The organism is Streptomyces sp. BK208 (assembly GCF_004364245.1).
Taxonomy (GTDB): Bacteria; Actinomycetota; Actinomycetes; order Streptomycetales; family Streptomycetaceae; genus Streptomyces.
In genome coordinates, this window is the sequence record NZ_SOAV01000001.1 from 940,072 (window position 1) to 962,094 (window position 22,023).

The window sequence follows — 22,023 nt, forward strand, 5'->3', positions numbered from 1 at the left end:
GCTTCAGCGGGCCGGCGCGGGCCGGAACCGGCGGCGGTACTCCGCCGGTGAGGTGCCGAGGGTCTTGACGAAGGCGCGGCGCATGGTCTCCGGCGTGCCGTAGCCGCTGGCCCGGGAGACCTCCTCGACGCCGTCGCCGGTGTCCTCCAGGAGCCGGCGGGCGTGTTCCAGGCGGACCCGGTCGACGTAGCGGCCGGGCGGCATGCCGGTCTCCGCCTGGAAGGCGCGGGCGAAGTGGCGCGGCGAGAGACTGGCACGGGCGGCGAGGGACTCCACGCTCAGATCGGCACCGGGATGCTCGGTGATCCAGTGCTGCAGCTCCCGCAGCGGCTCCCGGCGCGCGGTCTGGGCGGCGAGCTGCGCGCTGAACTGCGCCTGGTTGCCGGGCCGCCGCAGGAACACCACCAGGTGCCGGGCGACGGTCAGGGCGACGTCCCGGCCCAGGTCCTCCTCCACCAGCGCGAGGGCGAGGTCGATCCCGGAGGTGACCCCGGCGGACGTGGCCACGTTCCCGTCGCGGACGTAGATGGGGTCGGGGTCGACGTCCACCGCCGGGTGGTCGCGGGCGAGCCGGTCGCTGTAGGCCCAGTGGGTGGTGGCGCGGCGGCCGTCCAGCAGACCCGCGCGGGCCAGCAGGATCGCCCCGGTGCACACCGAGACCAGGCGCCGGGCGCGCGGCCCGTGCTCGCGCAGCCACTCGGTCAGCCGCGGGTCGGGGTCGCGGGTGCCCCGGCCGCCGGGGACCACCAGCGTGTCCGGCTCCGGCGCGTCCGTGAGCGCCTGGTCCGGTACGACGGTCAGACCGCTGGAGGTGCGCACGGGAGCGCCGTCCAGCGAGGCCGTGCGGATGCGGTACGTCCCCGGTGTGTGCTGTTCGGCGCCCGCGAAGACCTCGACGGGGCCGGTGACGTCGAGACTCTGCACCCGGTCGAAGAGGAGGACGAGGACGGTTTGCGGGGTTCGCTGCGCCATGCCGTCGATTCTTCGCCCGCCTGCGGAGGTCCGCAATGACGAGAAACCCACCTTTCCTGCCGTGCACCGCACGGGCCCGCGGAACGTACTGAGCGGTTGGTAACGTGCGTGGCATGACAACTGCCGCCATCGACGCCCGCGCGGGGCGCCGCTGCCACAACGCGCTCAACTCGCTGCACTCGACGCACTACTTCTCGCCCGACCTGGGACGGGAACTGGGCGCTCTCGGGGTCACCGACGCCCGGGCCGTCAACTTCGCGGTGCGCGCCGCCGCGCTCGGCCCGGTGGGCGCCGGTGCCGTGACGGCGGCGTTCTACAACTACAAGCACGACCTCGTCGCCCGGCACGTCCCCGCCGTGTGGGAGAAGGTCACGCCCGAGCAGGCACTGGCGGCCCGGTTGCGTGCCGTGGACGCGACGCTGCGCCGTCTGCTGGGCGAGGAGGCGGTGACGTCGGCCGAGATGGCGGAGGCGGCCGGCCTGGCCCTGCGCGCCGCCGAGGGCTGTTCCCGCAGCGCCCGCCCGCTCTGCTCGGCCCACGCCGACCTGCCCGTGCCCGATGCCCCGCACCTGGCGCTCTGGCACGCGGCGACACTGTTGCGCGAGCACCGCGGCGACGGCCATCTCGCCGTCCTGATGACCGCGGGCCTCGACGGCCTGGAGGCACTGGTGACGCACACGGCGACCGGCAAGGGCATGGCACCGAAGTGGATCTTCACCACCCGGGGCTGGAGCCAGGAGGAGTGGGACGCGGCCGCGGGCCGGCTGCGCGAGCGCGGGCTGGTCGACGCGGCCGGCGAGCTGACCGAGGAGGGCGTCGCCCTGCGCGAGGGGATCGAGCGGGAGACGGACCGGCTGGACACGGCCCCGTACGCGCACCTGGGTGCCGAGGGCGTGGCCCGCCTGACGGAACTCGGCTCGGTCTTCGCGCGCGCTGCGCTCGGGGCGGGCGCCTTCCCGAAGGACCTGCTCGCCAAGCGCTGACGACACACCCGGCGCGGATGAAGTGTACGGACAGGCATGCGAGGCCGCTACCGAGGTACCCGTAAGTTCCCCGGCCGAGGCGGCCGGGGAACGAAAGGGGTTACTCGTGTTCCGTGCCATCGCAGACGTCCTGCGCCAGATCGGTGGAGCGATCGCCACCGTGGTGACGCTTCCCTTCCGGGCCGTGGCCCGGCTCTTCGGCGGGGCCTCGTCCTCCACCCGCAGCCGCAGGGTCTGATCCGGGACCCCTCCCGTCGGTCACGACCGGCCCGGACGGCGCCCTGATCCCCGATTGTCGGTGTCACCTGCCACAATTGCCGCGCAACCTCAGTGAGAAGGCGGTACGGGATCGTGACGACACCCGGGTCAGACGTGTCCAGGACGTCCAGCACGTCCAGCGGCGCAGGATCCATCGAGAGCAGGATCGCCGACGAGCTCGGTGTGCGGGAGCGGCAGGTGAAGGCCGCGGTCGAGCTGCTCGACGGCGGTTCGACGGTGCCCTTCATCGCCCGCTACCGCAAGGAAGCGACCGAGATGCTCGACGACGCGCAGTTGCGCACGCTCGAGGAACGGCTGCGCTATCTGCGGGAGCTGGAGGAGCGGCGTACCGCGATCCTCGACTCGGTGCGCGAGCAGGGCAAGCTCACCGAGGAGCTCGAAGGGCGCATCCGCGCGGCGGAGACCAAGGCGCGCTTGGAAGACATCTATCTGCCCTTCAAGCCGAAGCGGCGCACGAAGGCGCAGATCGCGCGGGAGGCGGGGCTGGAGCCGCTGGCCGAGGGCCTGCTCGCCGACGCGTCGGTCGATCCGCTGGCCGCGGCGGCCGCGTTCGTCGACGCCGGCAAGGGCGTGGCCGATCCGCAGGCCGCTCTGGACGGCGCGCGCTCGATCCTCACGGAGAAGTTCTCCGAGGACGCCGACCTGATCGGCGAGCTGCGTGAGCGGATGTGGACGCGCGGCCGGCTCGTCGCCAAGGTGAAGGACGGCAAGGAGGAGGCCGGCGCCAAGTTCGCCGACTACTTCGACTTCGCCGAGCCGTTCACCGAGCTTCCCTCGCACCGCGTCCTCGCGATGCTGCGCGGCGAGAAGGAGGACGTGCTCGACCTCGTCCTGGAGCCCGAGCAGCCCACCGAGGGGCCGTCGTCGTACGAGGCGATCGTCGCGAGCCGGTTCGGGATCGCGGACCGCGGGCGTCCCGCCGACAAGTGGCTGGCCGACACGGTCCGCTGGGCCTGGCGCACGCGCATCCTGGTGCACCTGGGCATCGACCTCAGGCTGCGTCTGCGCACCGCCGCCGAGGACGAGGCGGTCGACGTGTTCGCCGCCAACCTGCGCGACCTGCTGCTGGCCGCTCCGGCCGGCACCCGCGCCACCCTGGGCCTCGACCCCGGTTTCCGTACCGGTGTGAAGGTCGCCGTGGTCGACGCGACCGGCAAGGTGGTGGCCACGGACGTGATCCACCCGCACGTCCCCGCCAACCGGTGGGACGAGGCGATCGCCAAGCTGGCGCGTCTGGCGAAGGAGCACGCGGTCGACCTGATCGCCATCGGCAACGGCACGGCGTCGCGGGAGACCGACAAGCTCGCCGGTGAACTCATCACCAAGCACCCGGAGTTGCAGCTCACCAAGGTGATGGTGTCCGAGGCGGGCGCGTCGGTGTACTCCGCCTCCGCCTTCGCCTCCCAGGAGCTGCCGGACATGGACGTCTCGCTGCGCGGCGCGGTCTCGATCGCCCGGCGGCTGCAGGACCCGCTGGCCGAGCTGGTGAAGATCGACCCGAAGTCGATCGGTGTCGGCCAGTACCAGCACGACCTCTCCGAGGTGAAGCTGTCCCGCTCGCTGGACGCGGTCGTCGAGGACTGTGTGAACGGTGTGGGGGTGGACGTCAACACGGCCTCCGCGCCCCTGCTCGCCCGGGTCTCCGGCATCACCTCGGGACTCGCCGAGAACATCGTGGCGCACCGTGACGCGAACGGGCCGTTCACGTCGCGGACCGCGCTGAAGAAGGTGTCGCGGCTCGGCCCCAAGGCGTACGAGCAGTGCGCGGGCTTCCTGCGGATCCGGGGCGGCGACGACCCGCTGGACGCGTCCAGCGTGCACCCCGAGGCGTACCCCGTGGTGCGGCGAATGGTGAAGACCGCCGGGCAGGAGGTGACCGGGCTGATCGGCAACACGGCGGTGCTGCGGTCGCTGAAGCCGGACCTGTTCGTGGACGAGACGTTCGGTCTGCCGACGGTCACGGACATTCTGCGGGAGCTGGAGAAGCCGGGACGCGACCCGCGGCCCGCCTTCAGGACGGCCACCTTCAAGGAGGGCGTGGAGAAGATCTCCGACCTGTCGTCCGGGATGGTGCTGGAGGGTGTCGTCACGAACGTCGCCGCGTTCGGGGCGTTCGTGGACGTCGGTGTGCATCAGGACGGGCTCGTGCACGTCTCCGCGATGTCGAAGACGTTCGTGAAGGACCCGCGGGACGTGGTCAAGCCCGGGGACATCGTGAAGGTGAAGGTGATGGACGTCGACATCCCGCGGAAGCGGATCTCGTTGACGTTGCGGCTGGACGACGAGGCGGCCGCGCAGGGGGAGCCGAAGAAGGAGCGGGGTGGCAGGCCGCCGCGGCAGCGGCAGCAGCAGCGGGGTGCCTCCGGCGGTGGGGGGAAGGGGCGTCCGTCGTCGGCTCCCGCTCCGTCCGGCGGGGCGATGGCTGACGCGTTGCGGCGGGCCGGGCTGGCCTGACCGCTCGGGGCGGCGGGGCGGGCTGGGTGCGCTGCCCGGTGTCGCGGGGTGCCTCCCCCACTCCCGCCTCCGTTCGAGCGGGAGGTGCCCCCACCGCCCACCCGTGCCGCCCCGGTGTCTGGGGGAGGCACGGCTGCCCGCAGCTACGAGGCCGCCTCCGCCACCTTTCCGTTCGTCACCTCCAGGCGGCGGGTCACCCGGACCGCGTCGAGCATGCGGCGGTCGTGGGTGACCAGGAGGAGGGTGCCCTCGTAGGCGTCCAGGGCCGATTCGAGCTGTTCGATGGCCGGCAGGTCGAGGTGGTTGGTCGGCTCGTCCAAGACCAGCAGGTTGACGCCCCGGCCCTGGAGGAGGGCCAGGGCGGCCCGGGTGCGCTCGCCCGGCGAGAGGCTCGACGCCGGGCGCGTGACGTGGTCGGCCTTGAGGCCGAACTTGGCCAGCAGGGTGCGGATGTCTGCGGGCTCCGTGCCGGGGACCGCGGCCCGGAAGGCGTCGAGCAGCGGCTCGGGCCCGTGGAACAGCTCGCGGGCCTGGTCGACCTCGCCGAGCAGGACCCCGGAGCCGAGTGCCGCGTGCCCGGCGTCGAGCGGAAGGCGGCCCAGGAGCGCGCCGAGGAGCGTGGACTTGCCGGCACCGTTGGCTCCCGTCACCGCCACCCGGTCCGCCCAGTCGATCTGGAGGGAGACCGGACCGAGCGTGAACGCGCCGCGCCGGATCTCGGCGTCGCGCAGGGTGGCGACGACCGCGCCCGAGCGGGGCGCCGACGCGATCTCCATGCGCAGGTCCCATTCCTTGCGCGGTTCCTCGACGACCTCGAGGCGTTCGATCATGCGCTGGGTCTGGCGGGCCTTGGCGGCCTGCTTCTCGCTGGCCTCACTGCGGAACTTGCGGCCGATCTTGTCGTTGTCGTTGCCCGCCTTGCGCCGGGCGTTCTTGACGCCCTTCTCCATCCAGGCGCGCTGCGTCTGGGCCCGGTCCTGGAGGGACGCCCGCTTGTCGGCGTACTCCTCGTAGTCGTCGCGGGCGTGCCTGCGGGCCACCTCGCGTTCTTCCAGGTAGGCCTCGTAACCGCCGCCGTAGAGCCTGGTCTGCCGCTGGGCGAGGTCGAGTTCGAGGACCTTGGTGACGGTGCGGGTGAGGAACTCGCGGTCGTGGCTGACGACGACGGTGCCGGCGCGCAGTCCCGTCACGAAGCGTTCGAGGCGCTCCAGGCCGTCCAGGTCGAGGTCGTTGGTCGGCTCGTCGAGCAGGAAGACGTCGTAGCGCGACAGGAGCAGCGAGGCGAGACCGGCCCGGGCGGCCTGGCCGCCGGAGAGCGAGGTCATCGGCTGCTCCAGGTCGACGGTCAGGCCCAGGGCCTCGGCGGTCTCCTCCGCACGGTCGTCGAGGTCGGCGCCGCCCAGGGCCAGCCAGCGCTCCAGAGCGGTCGCGTAGGCGTCGTCGGCTCCGGGAGCGCCGTCGACCAGGGCCTGCGTGGCCTCGTCCATGGCCCGCTGGGCTTCGGTGACGCCGGTGCGGCGGGCCAGGAACTCCCGCACGCTCTCGCCGGGGCGGCGCTCCGGCTCCTGCGGGAGGTGGCCGACGGTGGCGGTGGGCGGGGAGAGGCGCAGCTCGCCCTGTTCCGGCGCGGTCAGGCCGGCCAGCAGCCGCAGGAGGGTGGACTTGCCCGCACCGTTCGCCCCGACGAGGCCGATGACGTCGCCGGGCGCGACGACGAGGTCGAGCCCGGTGAACAGGGAACGGTCGCCGTGGCCGGCGGCGAGGTCTTTGGCGACGAGGGTGGCAGTCATCAGACCGTAGATCCTAGTCGGGCCCGGGTGCTGGCTCAGCCGGGTTCCCCCGCCCCGGCCGCGGCGGAGCCGGCCCCTGCGGGGAGGGCGTTCGGTTAACGTCCTGGTGTGGATACCGAACTGGATGGCGAGGTCGTCGTGGTCGGCGGCGGGGTGATCGGGCTGACGACGGCCGTCGTCCTCGCCGAGCGGGGCAGGCCGGTGCGGCTGTGGACGCGGGACCCGGTGGAGCGGACCACCTCCGTGGTCGCGGGCGGGCTGTGGTGGCCGTACCGGATCGAGCCGGTGGCGCTGGCCCAGGCCTGGGCGCTGCGTTCCCTCGACGTGTACGAGGAGCTGGCGGCGCGTCCCGAGGAGACCGGCGTGCGCTTGCTGGAGGGGGTGCTCGGCGAGACCGGCCCGGACGAGGTGGGCGCGTGGGCCGCGGCCCGGCTGCCGGGACTGCGTGCGTCGACGGCCGCGGAGTACGCGGGGCAGGGGCTGTGGGCGCGGCTGCCGGTCATCGACATGTCGACTCATCTCCCCTGGCTGCGGGAGCGGCTGGTGAGGGCGGGCGGCGTCGTGGAGGAGCGTTCGGTGACGGACCTGGCCGAGGCCGACGCGCCGGTCGTGGTCAACTGCACGGGGCTGGGCGCCCGGGACCTGGTGCCGGATCCGGCCGTGCGGCCCGTGCGCGGCCAGCTGGTCGTGGTGGAGAACCCCGGCATCCGGAACTGGCTGGTGTCGGCCGACACGGACTCCGGGGAGACGACGTACTTCCTTCCGCAGCCCGGCCGGCTCCTGCTGGGCGGGACGGCCGAGGAGGACGCCTGGTCGGCCGAGCCGGACCCGGCGGTGGCGGAGGCGATCGTGCGGCGGTGCGCGGCCCTGCGCCCCGAGATAGCCGGGGCGCGGGTGCTCGCGCACCGGGTGGGGCTGCGGCCGGCGCGGGACGCGGTACGGCTGGAGCGCGGGACGCTGGCGGACGGGCGCCGGTTGGTGCACAACTACGGCCACGGCGGCGCGGGCGTCACCGTGGCCTGGGGCTGCGCGCAGGAGGCGGCCCGGCTCGCCTCCTGACGCCCGCGCCCGGCCGACGGGACCGCGTCGGGTTCACTGGCCGTGCCCGACCGGCGGACCGTGTGCGGGGATCACCGCCGTGCCCCACCCGCGGGACCGCGTCGGTTGCACTGCCCGTGCCCGACCGGCGGACCGTGTGCGGGGATCACCGCCGTGCCACACCCGCGGGACCGCGTCGGTTGCACTGCCCGTGCCCGACCGGCGGACCGTGTGCGGGGATCACCGCCGTGTCCCGGCCGGCGGGGCCGGCCGGGCTCACCGGCCGTGCCCGGCCGACGGGCCCGTGGGGGCCGGGGCCGGTTCGCCCGCCGGTGGGACCGCGGGTCAGTGCTCGTGGTGCTTGCCGATCGGGTCGCCCTCCACGTCCGTGCCGGGGCCGGGGCCGATGCGGATCTCGAAGTCGCCCTCGTACTGCTTGTGCCCCTCGACGACGGCGAGTTCGACGGCTTCGGAGGCCATCTCGCCGCGCACGATGAGGGGGTCGCGGCGCAGGTCGCGCATGAGGGCGACGCACATGAAGATCATCACGATGACGAAGGGCGCCGCCGCGAGGATCGTGAGGTTCTGCAGACCGGTGAGCGCGTCCGCCTCGCCGCTGCCGATCAGCAGCATGATGGCCGCGACCGCGCCGGTCACCACGCCCCAGACGACGACCACCCAGCGGCTGGGTTCGAGCGCGCCCTTCTGCGAGAGCGTGCCCATCACGATGGAGGCCGCGTCGGCGCCCGAGACGAAGAAGATGCCGACGAGGATCATCACCAGCAGGCTGGTGGCGGTGGCGACGGGGTACTCGTGCAGCACGGCGAAGAGCTGGCCCTCCGGGGTCGAGTCGTCGCCGAGCCGATGCTGCTCCTGCAGCCGCATCGCCGAACCGCCGAAGATCGCGAACCAGATCAGGCTGACCGTGCTGGGCACCAGGATGACGCCGCCGATGAACTGACGGATGGTCCGGCCCCGGCTGATGCGGGCGATGAACATGCCGACGAAGGGCGTCCAGGAGATCCACCACGCCCAGTAGAAGACCGTCCAGCTGCCCAGCCAGTCGGCGACCTCCTTGCCGCCGCTGATCTCGGTGCGGCCGCCCATCTGGGGCAGGTCGCCGAGGTAGGCGAAGACCGAGGTCGGCAGCAGGTCGAGGATGAGGATGGTCGGACCCGCGACGAACACGAACACGGCGAGGATCAGGGCCAGCACCATGTTGGTGTTGGACAGCCACTGGATGCCCTTTTCGACGCCGGAGATCGCGGAGGCCACGAAGGCCACCGTCAGCACGGCGATGATGCCGACGAGCAGCCCGGTGCTGACCTTGTCCATCCAGTCGAGCTTCTCCATGCCGGAGCCGATCTGCAGCGCGCCGAGACCCAGGGAGGCCGCGGAGCCGAAGATCGTGGCGATGATGGCCAGGATGTCGATGACCCGGCCGCCCGCGCCGTTGGCGTGCTTCTCGCCGATGAGCGGGGTGAACACCGCGCTTATGGTCTGCCTGCGGCGCCTGCGGAAGGTGCTGTAGGCGATGCCGAGACCGACCACCGCGTAGATCGCCCACGGGTGCAGCGTCCAGTGGAACAGGGTGGTGGCCATCGCCGTCGCCATCCGGTCGCCGGAGTCGGCCGGGCTGGTGCCGGGCGGGGGCGAGGTGTAGTGCGCCAGCGGCTCGCTCACGCCGTAGAACATCAGACCGATGCCCATGCCCGCGCTGAACATCATGGCGACCCAGGAGACGGTGCGGAACTCGGGTTCCTCGCCCTCGGCGCCCAGGTGGATGCGGCCGTAGCGGCTGGCCGCCAGCCACAGGGCGAAGACCACGAACCCGGACGCGGCCAGCGTGAACGCCCAGCCGCCGTTGTGCAGCAGGCCGCCGAGCATGCTGGTGGAGACGTCCTCCAGCGAGTCGGTGGCGGCGGCTCCCCAGACGACGAACGCCAGGGTCAGGACGGCCGTGACGCCGAAGACGACGCGGTCGGTCCGGGGCTTGTGCTCCTGCCCCGGGAGGCCCGCTTCCGCACCGGGAAGCGTGCCTCGTTCGTGCTCTTCCTTGTCGCTTGGTCGGTCCTGCGTCACAGGCGGCACCCTTCAAGTCGATGTGGCCGAAAATACCCGTCCGCTACGCCCCTTACCACGTATGGCGCGGAACTCACCTCTTCAGCAGCGGGTATCGGGTTCACCCACCGCCGGGCGGTACGTCGCGCGCACGTCCAGGGGCAGGGGCACCAGGGCGCGCTGCGACTGGCGCAGCGGTACGTAGGCGCCCTCCTCCCCGGTCCGGCGGGCCTGTACACCGTCCGGCGCGAATCCGGCGCCGAGGAGGGCGGCGAGGGTCGCGGTGGCCGCGGTGGCCGCGGTGAGGGGGGCGCGGCGGGCGGTCGCGTTCCGGCATGCGCGGGACGGTACAGCGGCCGGCACCGGCGCAGAGGGGTGCCACGGGTGGCTCATGACGGCCGGATGGCGATCGTGTGACGGCAGTGGCCGTGGACACGACAGTGCCCACAGGAGCTGAATAGGCTCCGAACAGACTCCGTGCCCCTACGACTTGGAGCTTTCGTGCACCGCAGAATCATCGTGCCGAGCGCGCTGGGCGCCGCCTCCCTCATGCTGGCGATCCCGGCGTCGGCGGCCGCCCACTCCCCCGGCGCGCCGGGCATCGGCGACCCCTATTACCCGGCCTACGGCAACGGCGGATACGACGTCTCGCACTACGACCTGCGCCTGAAGTACCAGCCGGCCACCGACCGGCTGGAGGGGACGGCGACCATCCTGGCGCGCACCACCGAGGACCTGTCGCGGTTCGACCTGGACTTCCTGCTGGACGTCGGCGAGGTGCGGGTGAACGGCGCCAGGGCGTCCTTCACGACCTCGGGCGAGCAGGAGCTGGAGATCACCCCGCAGAAGCCGCTGGACAAGGGGACGCCCTTCACCGTCGTCGTCCGCTACAGCGGCGTGCCGTCCTCGAAGGAGGCGTTCGGCTTCACCAGCTGGCACCGCACCCCGGACGGCGGCGTCGGCGCGAACGAGCCCGAGGCCGCGGCCTGGTGGTTCCCGGCCAACGACCACCCGCTCGACAAGGCCACCTACGACGTGTCGGTGCAGGTGCCCGACGGAACCCAGGCGATCTCCAACGGGACCCTGCAGTCGACGAGTTCGCGGCTCGGCTGGACCCGCTGGAACTGGCGCTCGGACAAGCCCCAGGCCACGTACCTCACCACGCTGGCCATCGGGAAGTTCGACGTCACCACCGGCACCACCGGGAGCGGCATCCCGGTCGTCAACGCCTACAGCCGGGACCTGGGCGCGAACGACGGCGCGGCGCGGGCCAGCGTGGAGCGCACCGGGGAGGTCGCCGACTGGCTCAGCGACTACTTCGGGCCGTATCCGTTCGACGCGCTCGGCGGCTACGTGCCGAACACCACCACCGGGTACGCGCTGGAGACGCAGACCCGGCCGTTCTACAGCCCGCGGCAGTTCGCCAACGGGGCGAACGTGTCCGTGGTCGTGCACGAGCTGGCCCACCAGTGGTACGGCGACCTGGTCTCCGTGCGGGGCTGGAAGGACATCTGGATCAACGAGGGCTTCGCGAGGTACGCCCAGTGGCTGTGGTCCGAGCACGAGGGCGAGGGCACGGCACAGGAACTGGCCGACTACACCTACGCCTCGCACCCGGCCGACGACGCGTTCTGGACGGTGAAGCCCGGTGACCCCGGTCCGGAGAACCAGTTCGACGCCGCGGTCTACGACCGGGGCGCGCTGGCACTCCAGGCGCTGCGGAACGAGATCGGGGACGAGGACTTCCTCGCGATCCTGAAGGGGTGGCCCGCGAAGCACGCCTACGGCAACGCGTCCGTGGCCGACTTCCGGCGCTACGCCGAGGAGGTGTCCGGCAAGCCGCTGGCCGCCCTGTTCGACACCTGGCTGTTCCAGCCGTCGAAGCCGGACACCGCGGCGGCCCACGCCCGGTCGCTCGCGAAGACGCCCGAGACGCCCGGAGCGCCTGCCCAGCCGCGCTCGTGGCAGAAGATCACCGCAACGAACGACGTGCACGAACACTGAGCCGCGAAGCGTCTCAGGCGGTGTCCCCGTAGTCGTACACGACCGCGGGGACACCGGTCGCTACTGCTTCGGCGTCGGCGATTCCTGCGCGGCTTGCTGGGCGACGCGGCGGCGGACGCCGAACCAGCCGGCCACCAGCATCACCGCGATCACGGGTACCAGCAGCACGGTCTTGCGGCCGACCTCCTCGTCGTTCCACATCAGACCGATGACCGCCAGCAGGAAGGCGATCGTGACGATCTCCGTGACGGGGCTGCCGGGCAGCCGGAAGCGCGGCCGTTCGACCAGGCCCGCGCGGGCCCGGCGGACGAACACGAGGTGGCAGATCATGATGATCACCCACGTGCTGATGATGCCCAGGGAGGCGACGTTCAGCACGATCTCGAAGGCCTTGCTCGGCACCAGGTAGTTCAGGCCGACACCGAGGACGCAGATCGCGCAGGTCAGCAGGATGCCCCCGTAGGGGACCTGGCTGCGGCTCATCACGCCGGTGAACCTGGGCGCGGAGCCCGCCATGGCCATGGAGCGCAGGATGCGGCCGGTCGAGTACAGGCCGGAGTTCAGCGACGACATCGCGGCGGTGAGGACGACGAGGTTCATCACGTCGCCGGCGGCCGGCACACCGATCCCCGACAGGACCGTGACGAAGGGGCTCTCGTCGCCCGAGTACAGCGAACTCGGCAGCAGCAGGGCCAGGAGGACGACCGAGCCGACGTAGAACACGGCCACCCGCCACATGATCGAGTTCACCGCGCGGGGAACGATCTTGTGCGGTTCCGCGGTCTCGCCGGCGGCGACGCCGACCAGTTCCAGGGCCGCGTAGGAGAAGATCACGCCCTGCATGACGAGGACCACGGGCATCACTCCGTGCGGGAGGACGCCGCCGTGGTCGGTGATCATGCCCATGCCCGGCGTCTGACCGCTCACCTCGTGCTGGGTGGCGAGCAGGAAGATGCCGATCAGCATGAAGCCGACGAGGGTGGCGACCTTGACGATCGCGAACCAGAACTCCATCTCGCCGAAGATCTTCACCGAGATCAGGTTCACGGCCAGGACCACCGCGAGGGCGACCAGGGCGAGCACCCATTGGGGGATGCTCGTGAACATGCTCCAGTAGTGGGTGTACAGCGCGATCGCGGTGATGTCGGCGATACCGGTCGTGGACCAGTTCAGGAAGTACATCCAGCCGGCGACGTAGGCGCCCTTCTCACCGAGGAACTCGCGCGCGTACGACACGAAGGATCCGGAGGAGGGCCGGTAGAGCACCAGCTCACCGAGCGCCTTGACGACGAAGAAGGCGAAGACGCCCGCGACGAGGTAGGCGATCGCGAGCGCCGGTCCGGCGTCGCGCAGGCGCCCGCCGGCGCCGAGGAAGAGGCCGGTGCCGATCGCGCCGCCGATGGCGATCATGTTGACGTGGCGGGGCTTGAGGTCCTTGCTGTAGCCGGCGTCGCCCGCGTCCGCGGGTCGTTCGGCCGCCTGGGGATGGGCGGCGGCCTGTGCCGTGGCGACGGCGTCCTTGCTCACGGGTGGTTCCACTCTCTGGTGCGCCCGGGCGGGATGTGCCCAGGTCGTCCGTACAGTGACAAGGCCCGCACCACCCTCGCGGCACAGACCAAGGCAGCACCTTCCCACGACGCTGCGTGGACATGCGGTGGTCCGTGTCACACAGCGTGACTTCTCACATGATCCGCCGCCGGTCTCCACCTGCCGCACAAGAGGTGTGACAGCGTTGGTGGGACAGCGATACTGCTGCACATGACGACGAGCGAAACCGACGCGTCCGGCGCCGGGGGGCAGACCCTCACGATCGACGAGCTGGCCGCGCGGGCCGGCCTCACGGTGCGCACGGTCCGCTTCTACGGCACCAGGGGACTGCTGCCCCCTCCGGTGCTCGGTCCGCGCCGGGTCGGGCGCTACGACGGTGAGCACCTGGCCCGGCTGGCGCTGATCGAGGAGTTGCAGCACCAGGGCATGACGCTGGCCGCGATCGAGCGGTACCTGAGCCGCCTGCCGTCGGACCTGAGCGCCCACGACCTGGCGCTGCACCGTGCGGTGGTGGCCTCCTGGGCGCCGGAGACGGTGGAGCGGGTCACGCGTGAGGAGCTGGGCAGGCGGGCGGGGCGGCCGCTCACCGACGAGGAGGTGGACCGGCTGGGGGCGATGGACGTCGTGGTGCCCGACGGCGACGGGTACCGGCTCGACGCCGGGCTGCTCCGGCTCGGCGTCGAGCTGCTCGACGTGCCCTTCTCCACCGAGACGGTGCTCGCCGCCCGTACCGCGCTGCTGGAGCACTCCCGCGCCGCCGCGCGCGACCTGTCGCGGCTGCTGCGCGACGCGGTGGCCGAACGCAACGCGCCGGACGTGAGGTCCCTGTCGGCGCACATGCACCCGCTGGTGGTGCAGGCGCTGCTGACCACGTTCCAGCGGTCGCTGCGCGAGGAGCTGCGGGAGTGGCTCGACCGGGACGGCCAGGCCGGCGCGGACGGCGAGGACGGCGAGGACGGCGAGGACTGAGGCGGCGCCCCGGTCCCCGCCGCGGCCGGCTCAGCGACCGTCCGAGAAGACCTCGCCCCTCTCCGCCTTCTCCACCAGCAGCGCGGGCGGGGCGAAACGCTCGCCGTAGCGGTCGGCCAGCTCGCGGGCGCGGGCCACGAAGCCGGGCAGGCCTCCCTCGTAGCCGTTGACGTACTGCAGGACACCGCCGGTCCAGCCGGGGAAGCCGATGCCGAAGATCGAGCCGATGTTGGCGTCGGCGACGGAGGTCAGCACGCCCTCCTCCAGGAGCCTGACGGTGTCGAGCGCCTCCGAGAAGAGCATCCGCTCCTGCATGTCCCGGAACGGGATCTCGTACCCGGCCTTGGTGAAGTGCTCGCGCAGTCCCGGCCAGAGTCCCGCCCGCCTGCCGTCCTCGCCGTACTCGTAGAAGCCCGCGGCGCCCGAGCGTCCCGGACGGCCGAACTCGTCGACCATGCGGTCGATGACCGCCTCGGCGGGATGCGCGGTCCAGGTGCCGCCGGCCTCCTCCACGGCCCGTTTCGTCTCGTTGCGGATCTTCCTCGGGAGGGTGAGGGTCAGCTCGTCCATCAGGGACAGGACCTTGGCCGGGTAGCCGGCCTGCGCCGCCGCCTGCTCCACCGACGCGGGCTCGATGCCCTCTCCGACCATGGCGACGCCCTCGTTGATGAAGTGGCCGATGACCCGGGAGGTGAAGAAGCCGCGCGAGTCGTTGACCACGATCGGCGTCTTGTTGATCTGCCGGACCAGGTCGAAGGCGCGGGCCAGCGCCTCGTCCCCGGTCCGCTCCGCCTTGATGATCTCCACCAGCGGCATCTTGTCCACCGGCGAGAAGAAGTGCAGCCCGATGAAGTCGCCCTGCCGCTCCACGCCCTCGGCCAGCGCCGTGATGGGGAGGGTGGAGGTGTTGGAGCACAGCAGCGCGTCGGGCGCGACGACGTGCTCGATCTCCTGGAAGACCTTGTGCTTGAGCGAGGTGTCCTCGAACACCGCCTCGATCACCGCGTCGCAGCCCGCCAGGTCGGCCGCCTCGGCCGTCGGCGTGATCCGGGCCAGCAGCGCGTCCGCCTTCTCCTGACCGGTACGGCCCTTCGCCACCGCCTTCGCGCACAGCTTCTCCGAGTACGCCTTGCCCTTGAGCGCCGCTTCCAGGGAGACGTCCTTCAGCACCACGTCGATACCGGCGCGGGCGCACGAGTAGGCGATACCCGCGCCCATCATCCCCGCGCCCAGCACCGCCACCCGGGTCACCTGCCGCGGCTCGACGCCCTTGGGGCGGTTCGCGCCCGAGTTCACCGCCTGGAGGTCGAAGAAGAACGCCTGGATCATGTTCTTCGAGGTCTGCCCGGCGGCCAGCTCGACGAAGTAGCGGGCCTCGATCACCTGCGCGGTCTCGAAGTCGACCTGGGCGCCCTCGACGGCGGCGGCCATGATGTTGCGCGGCGCCGGGTAAGGGGCGCCGCCCGTCTGCTTGCGCAGGTTGGCGGGGAAGGCGGGCAGGTTGGCCGCGAACTTCGGGTGGGAGGGCGTGCCGCCGGGGATGCGGTAGCCGGGCCTGTCCCAGGGCTGGGCGGACTCCGGGTGGGCGTCGATGAAGGCGCGGGCCCTGGCGAGCATGTCCTCGCGGCTGTCGGCGACCTCGTCGACCAGACCGTTCTCCTGGGCGCGGCGCGGGTTGTACTGGGTGCCCTGGAGGAGGACCTTCAGGAGGGCGTCGGTGATGCCGAGCATCCGGACGGTGCGGACGACTCCGCCGCCCCCGGGGAGCAGGCCGAGGGTGACCTCGGGGCAGCCGATCTTGGAGCCGGCCGCGTCCAGGGCGACGCGGTGGTGGCAGGCCAGCGCGATCTCGTAGCCGCCGCCGAGGGCCGCGCCGTTCAGGGCGGCGACGACGGGCTTGCCGAGGGTCTCGATGCGGCGCAGGTTCCGCTTGATGGCCATGCCGCCGTCGAAGAGGTCCTGGGCGGTCTCGGGGGTGACGCGGATCAGGTCGCGCAGGTCGCCGCCGGCGAAGAAGGTCTTCTTGGCGGAGGTGACGATGACGCCGCGGACGGAGTCCTTCTCGGCCTCCAGGCGGTCGGTGACGGCCGCGAGGGAGTCGCGGAACGCCTGGTTCATGGTGTTCGCGGACTGGTCGGGGTCGTCGAGGACGAGGGTGACGACGCCGGTGTCGTCCTGCTCCCAGCGGATGGTGGTGGGCTCGGTGCTCATGAGGGTGTGCTCCAGGTGATCCGTCGAGGCCGTCGCGGCCGTCGTATCCGTCGGGAGGGGGTCAGATGCGCTCGACGATCGTGGCGATGCCCATGCCGCCGCCCACGCACAGGGTGGCCAGACCGTAGCGCTTGTCCTGGCGCTCCAGTTCGTCGACGAGGGTGCCGAGGATCATCGCGCCGGTGGCGCCCAGCGGGTGGCCCAGCGCGATCGCGCCGCCGTTGACGTTGACCTTGTCCAGGGACAGGCCCATGTCCTTGACGAAGCGCAGGACGACCGCCGCGAAGGCCTCGTTGATCTCGACCAGGTCGATGTCGTCGATGGTCAGCCCGGCCTTGGCGAGGGCCTTGCGGGTGGCCGGGGCGGGGCCGGTGAGCATGATGGTGGGCTCGGAGCCGGAGACGGCGGCGGAGACGATCCGGGCGCGCGGGGCGAGGCCGTGGCGCTCGCCGACCTCCTTGGAGCCGATGGCGACCAGGGAGGCGCCGTCGACGATGCCGGAGGAGTTCCCGGCGTGGTGGACGTGGTCGATCTTCTCCACCCAGTGGTACTTCTGCAGCGCGACGGCGTCGAAGCCGCCCAGCTCGCCGATGTCCGCGAAGGACGGCTTGAGCTTCCCCAGCGAGTCGGCGGTCGTGCCGGGCCGCGGGTGCTCGTCGTGGTCGAGGACCGTGAGACCGGCGCGGTCCCGCACGGGCACGACGGAGCGCTCGAAACGGCCCTCCTTCCATGCGGTGGCCGCGCGCTCCTGGGACAGGGCCGCGTACTCGTCCACGTCGCGGCGGGAGAAGCCCTCGATGGTGGCGATGAGGTCGGCGCCGATGCCCTGCGGGACGAAGTTGGTGGCGAGGTTGGTCATCGGGTCGTTGAACCAGGCGCCGCCGTCCGAGGCCATCGGGACGCGGGACATGGACTCGACACCGCCCGCCAGGACCAGGTCCTCCCAGCCGGAGCGCACCTTCATGGCCGCCATGTTGACGGCCTCGAGGCCCGAGGCGCAGAAGCGGTTCTCCTGGACACCGGCCACCGTGTCCGGCAGTCCCGCCGCGATCGCGGCGATACGGGCGATGTCGGAGCCCTGGTCGCCGACCGGACCGACGACGCCGAGCACGATGTCGTCGACGGCGGCCGGGTCCAGGCCGGGGAAGCGGGCGCGGATCTCGTGGATGAGGCCGACGACCAGGTCGACGGGCTTGGTGCCGTGCAGGGCGCCGTTCGCCTTGCCGCGTCCGCGCGGGGTGCGGATCGCGTCGTACACGTACGCTTCGGTGCTCACTGGCAGGCCTTTCACTGAGGGTGGTGCGCTGAGGGATTCGGGCGGGGTGACGCCGGGGAGGGGCCCGGGTCGCGGGGCAGGTCCCAGTCGCGGGCCACGGACGCGCCGTCGGCGCCGGGCAGGGCGGGCCCGGTGCGTACGGCGGTGGGGGTCGCGGAGAAGCGGGGCGCGGGGGCCGGCTGGGTGATGCCGTCGTGGTCGGTGAAGGTGGAGCGGGCGGCGAGGTGCGGGTGGCGCGGGGCCTCGCGCAGCGACAGGACGGGGGCCGCGCAGGCGTCGGAGCCCTCGAAGACCGCCGTCCATTCGTCGCGGGTACGGGACCTGAACCGGGCGGCGACGGCCGCGCGCAGTTCGGGCCAGCGGGCCGGGTCGTCGCGGGCCGGTGCCTGGTCGGGCAGGCCGAGGAGACGCGTGAACTCGGCGTAGAACCGCGGCTCCAGCGCGCCGACCGCCATGTACCGGCCGTCGGCGGTCTCGTAGGTGCCGTAGAAGGGACAGCCGCCGTCGAGGAGGTTGGCGCCCCGCCGGTCCTGCCAGCCGCCGGCGGCGAGCATGCCGTGGATCATCGAGGAGAGGTGGGCGGTGCCGTCGACGATCGCGGCGTCCACGACCTGCCCGGTGCCGGTCGCCCGTGCGTGGTGCAGGGCGGCGAGGACGCCGACGACCAAGTACAGGGAGCCGCCCGCGTAGTCGCCGAGGAGGTTGGCGGGGACGGCCGGCGGCTCGTCGGGGGCGCCGATCATGCCGAGGGTCCCGGTGAGCGCGATGTACCCGATGTCGTGCCCGGCACGCTGGGCGAGCGGGCCTTCCTGGCCCCAGCCGGTCATGCGGCCGTAGACCAGGCGCGGGTTGCGGGCGTGGCAGTCGGCGGGGCCGACGCCGAGCCGTTCGGAGACGCCGGGGCGGTAGCCCTCGATCAGGACGTCGGCGCGTTCGGCGAGGTCGAGGACGCGGGCCGGTCCGTCGGGTGCCTTGAGGTCGACGACCACGGAGCGCTTGTTGCGGTTGGTGACGTCGTGGCCGGGGTCGATCCCGAGACCGGGTCCGCCCGGGCGGTCGACGCGGACGACGTCGGCGCCCAGGTCGGCCAGGAGCATGGCGGCGAACGGGCCGGGGCCGATGCCGGCCAGCTCGACCACGCGCACACCGGCGAGCGGGCCCTCGGCGCCCGGCGTCCGCGTCGGCGTCCTCGCTTCCGACATCCAGCCCCCAGCTCTGTGACACAACCGATGTAACACCGATGATGCTAAGAACGTGTTCCACTGGGCACAAGCCCCGAGCGAGCAAGCGCTTAGCCAATTATGGTGCAGGCTCCTCTTCGGGCCGCTCGATCCTCACGCTAGCCTCAGCCACCGGCGACGGCGCGTGCTGCGGGCCCGGGAACCGCCGACGGGTGACGAAGGGATGTCATGAGCAGGCTGAACGCGGCCGACCGGCCGTACGACATCGTGCTGTTCGGGGCGACGGGGTTCGTCGGCGAACTCACGGCGCGGTACCTCGCCGAGCACACGCCGAAGGGGCTGCGCTGGGCGATCGCGGGCCGCAGCGAGGAGAAGCTGCGCCGGCTGCGCGAGCGGCTGCCCGGCGGGGCGGAGATCGGCGTGCTCCGCGCGGACGTCTCCGATCCGGCCTCGCTGCGGGAACTCGCCGAGCACGCGCGCGTGGTGGCCACGACGGTCGGTCCCTACGTCCGGTACGGCGACGCGCTGGTCGCCGCCTGCGCGGAGGCCGGCACGGACTACCTGGATCTCACCGGTGAGCCCGAGTTCGTGGACCTGACCTACGTCCGGCACGACGCCCGCGCGCGGGAGACCGGCGCCCGGCTGGTGCACGCCTGCGGCTTCGACTCCGTCCCGCACGACCTCGGCGTGTACTTCACCGTGCGGCAACTGCCGGAGGGCGTGCCGCTGAGCGTGGACGGCTACGTGCGGGTCGGCGCCACGTTCTCCGGCGGTACGTTCGCCTCCGCGCTGGGCCAGTTCGCGCGGGGCCGCCGGTTGCGGGCCGCCGCGCTGGAACGCCGCCGGCACGAACCCCGCCTGGTCGGGCGCCGCGTGGTGACGCCGACGGGGGCGCCGCGGTTCGCCGGGGAGGTGGGGGCGTGGGCGCTGCCGCTGCCCACCGTCGACGCGCAGATCGTGCGCCGGTCGGCGAAGTCCCTGGAGCGCTACGGCCCCGACTTCCGCTACCGCCACTACGCGGCCGTACGGCACCTGCCCGTCGCGGTGGGCGGGGTGGCGGCCGTGGGCGCCCTGCTGGCGGCGGCCCAGGTGCCGCCCGCGCGGCGCTGGCTGTCCGGCCGGCTGGCGCCGGGTGACGGACCGAGCGCCGAGCGGCGGGCGAGGAGCTGGTTCTCGGTCCGCTTCGTGGGCGAGGGCGGTGGCCGGAAGGTGTTCACCGAGGTCGCGGGCGGCGACCCCGGGTACGACGAGACCGCCAAGATGCTGGCCGAGGCGGCGCTCTGTCTCGCCCTGGACACCCTGCCGCCCACGGCCGGACAGGTCACCACGGCCGTGGCGATGGGCGACGCGCTGACCGAACGGCTGCGGGCGGCGGGCATCGGCTTCCGGGTGGCCGCGACCCGCTGAGCCCCGCGACGGGTCCGGCCGGGACGACGGGCCGGGTCCGGCGGGCGCGGGCTCAGGTTCGGCAGGGCGCGGAACGCGGTCCCCGGCCTGGCCGGCGGGCCGGGTCCAGGTCCGGCAGGGCGCGGCCCGGATCCGGCGGGCCCGGCTCCCACGGCCGAAGCGCCGTGGGTCGGGTTCCGGCCGGCCGGGCTCCCTGGTCGGGATCCGGTCGGCCGGGCTCCCTGGTCGGGTTCCGGTCGGCCGGGCTCGCTGGTCGGCCGCGCGCCGGTGGGGCCGGGTCGGCCGGCAAGAGCCCCGGTCGGCCGGGCCCCGTAGGCCGGGGTCCGGTGGGCCCCGGTTTCGGTGGGCCCGGGTCGGTGGGTAAGGGGCCGGAAGGGCTCGGTGAGGGCTAGCCGGACCACCCGGCGATCGTGTAGATCATCCCGCCGAGCCAGGCCAGTCCCGCGATCACCGCCAGCGCGAGGCCCGCGGCCACGGCCCGATCGGCGGGTCTGCCGGGCTGGGCCGAGTACTTGGGTGCGCGGGGTGCCGTCATGCCGTCCACCCTGCCGGGGCGGCCGGCGGTGGCACATCCGTACGGATACTCAGGCTCGTCTGAGCCCCCCGTCCACCGACGCAGCCCTATCGCGCCACCCGGCTCCCGGAGAGCGGGCGGTGCGCCCGGCACCGTGCCGGCGAGCGGTCAACGGGTCTGTTGCAGGCGCCGCAGGGCAGCGCGGCACAGGGCGTCGGCCCTGCGGGTGGTCTCCGGCAGCCGGTAGGCGGGTGCCAGGGCGAGCGTGTGCGCGCAGGCGTTGCCGAGGCTCACCCGGTGCCCGACGGAGACGAAGACCGGCTTCACCCCGGCGCGGGTGCGCACCGCACGCCCGACCTCCTCGGCGCCGTCGAACAGCGGGGACGTGCTGCCGCGCGGGGCGTCCGGGTCGTCGTGGGTGAAGGCGAACGGGTTCTTGGCCACGCCGATCGTGGGCAGGTCCGTGAGGACGCCCAGGTGGCTCGCGAGGCCGAAGCGGCGCGGGTGGGCCAGGCCGTAGCCGTCGCACACGACGAGGCCGGGCGGGCAGGGCAGCGCCGCCAGGGCGGCCAGGACGGTCGGGACCTCCCGGAAGGCGAGCAGACCGGGCACGTAGGGGAAGGAGACGCGCCCGACGGCCGTGGCCTCGGCGACGACGGCGAGGGTCGCGGCGTCCAGCACGACGGCGGCGGCCGCGACGGCGTCGCGTGCGTCGTCGTAGGCGACGTCCACGCCGGTCACCAGGCCGGTGCCGGGCGGCGGGCCGTCTTCGTCGAGCACCACGCGTGCGCGCAGTTCGTCCTGCACGGCGCGGGCCTGTTCCTCGGTCGCGGGCCAGTCGTCGGGGATCTGCACGGGCACGGTCGTCATGGTGGCCGCCACCCTACGGGAGCCCGGAGTAGTCTCGCGATCATGTTCGTACTGGAGCTGTCCCACACCGCCCCGCTCGAAGCCGTCGACGCCGTACTGGCGGACCATGTGGCCTGGCTGGACGGACTGTACGAGCAGGGTGTGTTCCTGGCGTCCGGCCCCAAGGAGCCCCGCGACGGCGGGGTGATCCTCGCCGTCGCGGAGGACCGCGCGCGGATCGAGGAGATCACCGCGGGCGACCCGTTCGTCAGGGCCGGCGTGTGCGCGTACCGCGTCACCGAGTTCGCCGCCTCGAAGACGGCACCCGAACTGGAGCGGTACCGGGAGACGCGCGGCTAGGGGGTGTCGTTTGGATCAGACCGGCTCCGGGCGACAGTGCCCTGTTGCCGACCCGAGCGGGTTCTGGTGCGTGCAGCTGCAGGGCGGAGGAGGGCGACAGGCGGAGCCCTGGCAACCGACGACAACG

At 72.8% G+C, this 22,023-nt stretch carries 17 protein-coding genes and 1 pseudogene; 8 read left to right on the forward strand and 10 right to left on the reverse strand.

What is annotated here, in order from left to right; all coding sequences use genetic code 11:
- Nucleotides 1–3: 3 nt before the first annotated feature.
- Nucleotides 4–972 carry a GlxA family transcriptional regulator gene (locus EV562_RS04220; RefSeq protein WP_133885251.1) on the reverse strand — a complete coding sequence of 323 codons (969 nt, stop codon included), beginning with the start codon at nt 970–972 and terminating at the stop codon, nt 4–6.
- Nucleotides 973–1,085: 113 nt separating this feature from the next.
- On the opposite strand from EV562_RS04220, the gene EV562_RS04225 reads away from it, so the two are divergent.
- The 3 genes from EV562_RS04225 (at nt 1,086) to EV562_RS04235 (ending at nt 4,688) form a co-directional block, all read left to right on the forward strand.
- Nucleotides 1,086–1,955: a hypothetical protein gene (locus tag EV562_RS04225; protein WP_166661553.1), complete on the forward strand. Its 870-nt coding sequence runs from the start codon at nt 1,086–1,088 to the stop codon at nt 1,953–1,955.
- A gap of 106 nt (nt 1,956–2,061) precedes the next feature.
- Nucleotides 2,062–2,193 carry an LPFR motif small protein gene (locus EV562_RS35845; protein WP_279588469.1) on the forward strand — a complete coding sequence of 44 codons (132 nt, stop codon included), beginning with the start codon at nt 2,062–2,064 and terminating at the stop codon, nt 2,191–2,193.
- 134 nt (nt 2,194–2,327) lie between these two features.
- On the forward strand, nt 2,328–4,688 hold the full coding sequence (locus EV562_RS04235) for a Tex family protein (RefSeq protein WP_133885253.1): 2,361 nt from the start codon (nt 2,328–2,330) through the stop codon (nt 4,686–4,688).
- A 143-nt stretch (nt 4,689–4,831) separates the two neighbouring features.
- On the opposite strand, the gene EV562_RS04240 is transcribed toward EV562_RS04235, so the two are convergent.
- A complete protein-coding gene (locus tag EV562_RS04240; protein WP_133885254.1) occupies nt 4,832–6,478 on the reverse strand; it encodes an ABC-F family ATP-binding cassette domain-containing protein in 1,647 nt (548 codons plus the stop codon).
- A gap of 108 nt (nt 6,479–6,586) precedes the next feature.
- Between EV562_RS04240 and EV562_RS04245 the strand changes: the two genes are divergently transcribed.
- Complete coding sequence (locus EV562_RS04245; protein ID WP_133885255.1) at nt 6,587–7,537, forward strand: FAD-dependent oxidoreductase; 951 nt, start codon at nt 6,587–6,589, stop codon at nt 7,535–7,537.
- 324 nt (nt 7,538–7,861) lie between these two features.
- Here EV562_RS04245 and EV562_RS04250 read toward each other — a convergent pair whose 3' ends face one another.
- Both EV562_RS04250 and EV562_RS04255 read right to left on the reverse strand, forming a co-directional pair.
- The gene (locus EV562_RS04250) at nt 7,862–9,598 is read right to left on the reverse strand and encodes a BCCT family transporter (protein ID WP_133885256.1); all 1,737 of its coding nucleotides are present in this window, start codon (nt 9,596–9,598) and stop codon (nt 7,862–7,864) included.
- A gap of 81 nt (nt 9,599–9,679) precedes the next feature.
- Nucleotides 9,680–9,817 (reverse strand): annotated as a pseudogene (locus EV562_RS04255) (carboxypeptidase); the annotation flags it as partial.
- A gap of 261 nt (nt 9,818–10,078) precedes the next feature.
- Between EV562_RS04255 and EV562_RS04260 the strand changes: the two are divergent.
- A complete protein-coding gene (locus EV562_RS04260) occupies nt 10,079–11,581 on the forward strand; it encodes a M1 family metallopeptidase (RefSeq protein WP_208298282.1) in 1,503 nt (500 codons plus the stop codon).
- A gap of 60 nt (nt 11,582–11,641) precedes the next feature.
- On the opposite strand, the gene EV562_RS04265 is transcribed toward EV562_RS04260, so the two are convergent.
- The gene (locus EV562_RS04265) at nt 11,642–13,108 is read right to left on the reverse strand and encodes an amino acid permease (RefSeq protein WP_133885258.1); all 1,467 of its coding nucleotides are present in this window, start codon (nt 13,106–13,108) and stop codon (nt 11,642–11,644) included.
- Nucleotides 13,109–13,339: 231 nt separating this feature from the next.
- On the opposite strand from EV562_RS04265, the gene EV562_RS04275 reads away from it, so the two are divergent.
- Nucleotides 13,340–14,098, forward strand: coding sequence for a MerR family transcriptional regulator (locus EV562_RS04275; protein WP_133885260.1), 759 nt, complete (start codon nt 13,340–13,342; stop codon nt 14,096–14,098).
- A 30-nt stretch (nt 14,099–14,128) separates the two neighbouring features.
- Here EV562_RS04275 and EV562_RS04280 read toward each other — a convergent pair whose 3' ends face one another.
- The 3 genes from EV562_RS04280 to EV562_RS04290 all read right to left on the reverse strand — a co-directional run bounded on the left by EV562_RS04280 (nt 14,129) and on the right by EV562_RS04290 (nt 18,787).
- Nucleotides 14,129–16,309 (reverse strand): 3-hydroxyacyl-CoA dehydrogenase NAD-binding domain-containing protein, encoded by a 2,181-nt coding sequence (locus EV562_RS04280; protein ID WP_133885261.1) that lies wholly within the window; start codon nt 16,307–16,309, stop codon nt 14,129–14,131.
- Between the two features lie 61 nt (nt 16,310–16,370).
- The gene (locus tag EV562_RS04285) at nt 16,371–17,585 is read right to left on the reverse strand and encodes an acetyl-CoA C-acetyltransferase (protein WP_133885262.1); all 1,215 of its coding nucleotides are present in this window, start codon (nt 17,583–17,585) and stop codon (nt 16,371–16,373) included.
- Nucleotides 17,586–17,596: 11 nt separating this feature from the next.
- Complete coding sequence (locus EV562_RS04290; protein WP_133885263.1) at nt 17,597–18,787, reverse strand: CaiB/BaiF CoA-transferase family protein; 1,191 nt, start codon at nt 18,785–18,787, stop codon at nt 17,597–17,599.
- 207 nt (nt 18,788–18,994) lie between these two features.
- Here EV562_RS04290 and EV562_RS04295 point away from each other — a divergent pair, with 207 nt between their 5' ends.
- On the forward strand, nt 18,995–20,173 hold the full coding sequence (locus EV562_RS04295) for a saccharopine dehydrogenase NADP-binding domain-containing protein (RefSeq protein ID WP_133885264.1): 1,179 nt from the start codon (nt 18,995–18,997) through the stop codon (nt 20,171–20,173).
- A 388-nt stretch (nt 20,174–20,561) separates the two neighbouring features.
- Here EV562_RS04295 and EV562_RS04300 read toward each other — a convergent pair whose 3' ends face one another.
- Entirely contained in the window at nt 20,562–20,708 is a 147-nt protein-coding gene (locus EV562_RS04300) for a hypothetical protein (protein ID WP_133885265.1), read from the reverse strand.
- A 147-nt stretch (nt 20,709–20,855) separates the two neighbouring features.
- On the reverse strand, nt 20,856–21,557 hold the full coding sequence (locus EV562_RS04305; RefSeq protein ID WP_133885266.1) for an endonuclease V: 702 nt from the start codon (nt 21,555–21,557) through the stop codon (nt 20,856–20,858).
- A 42-nt stretch (nt 21,558–21,599) separates the two neighbouring features.
- Here EV562_RS04305 and EV562_RS04310 point away from each other — a divergent pair, with 42 nt between their 5' ends.
- On the forward strand, nt 21,600–21,896 hold the full coding sequence (locus EV562_RS04310) for a YciI family protein (RefSeq protein WP_133885267.1): 297 nt from the start codon (nt 21,600–21,602) through the stop codon (nt 21,894–21,896).
- Nucleotides 21,897–22,023: the final 127 nt, after the last annotated feature.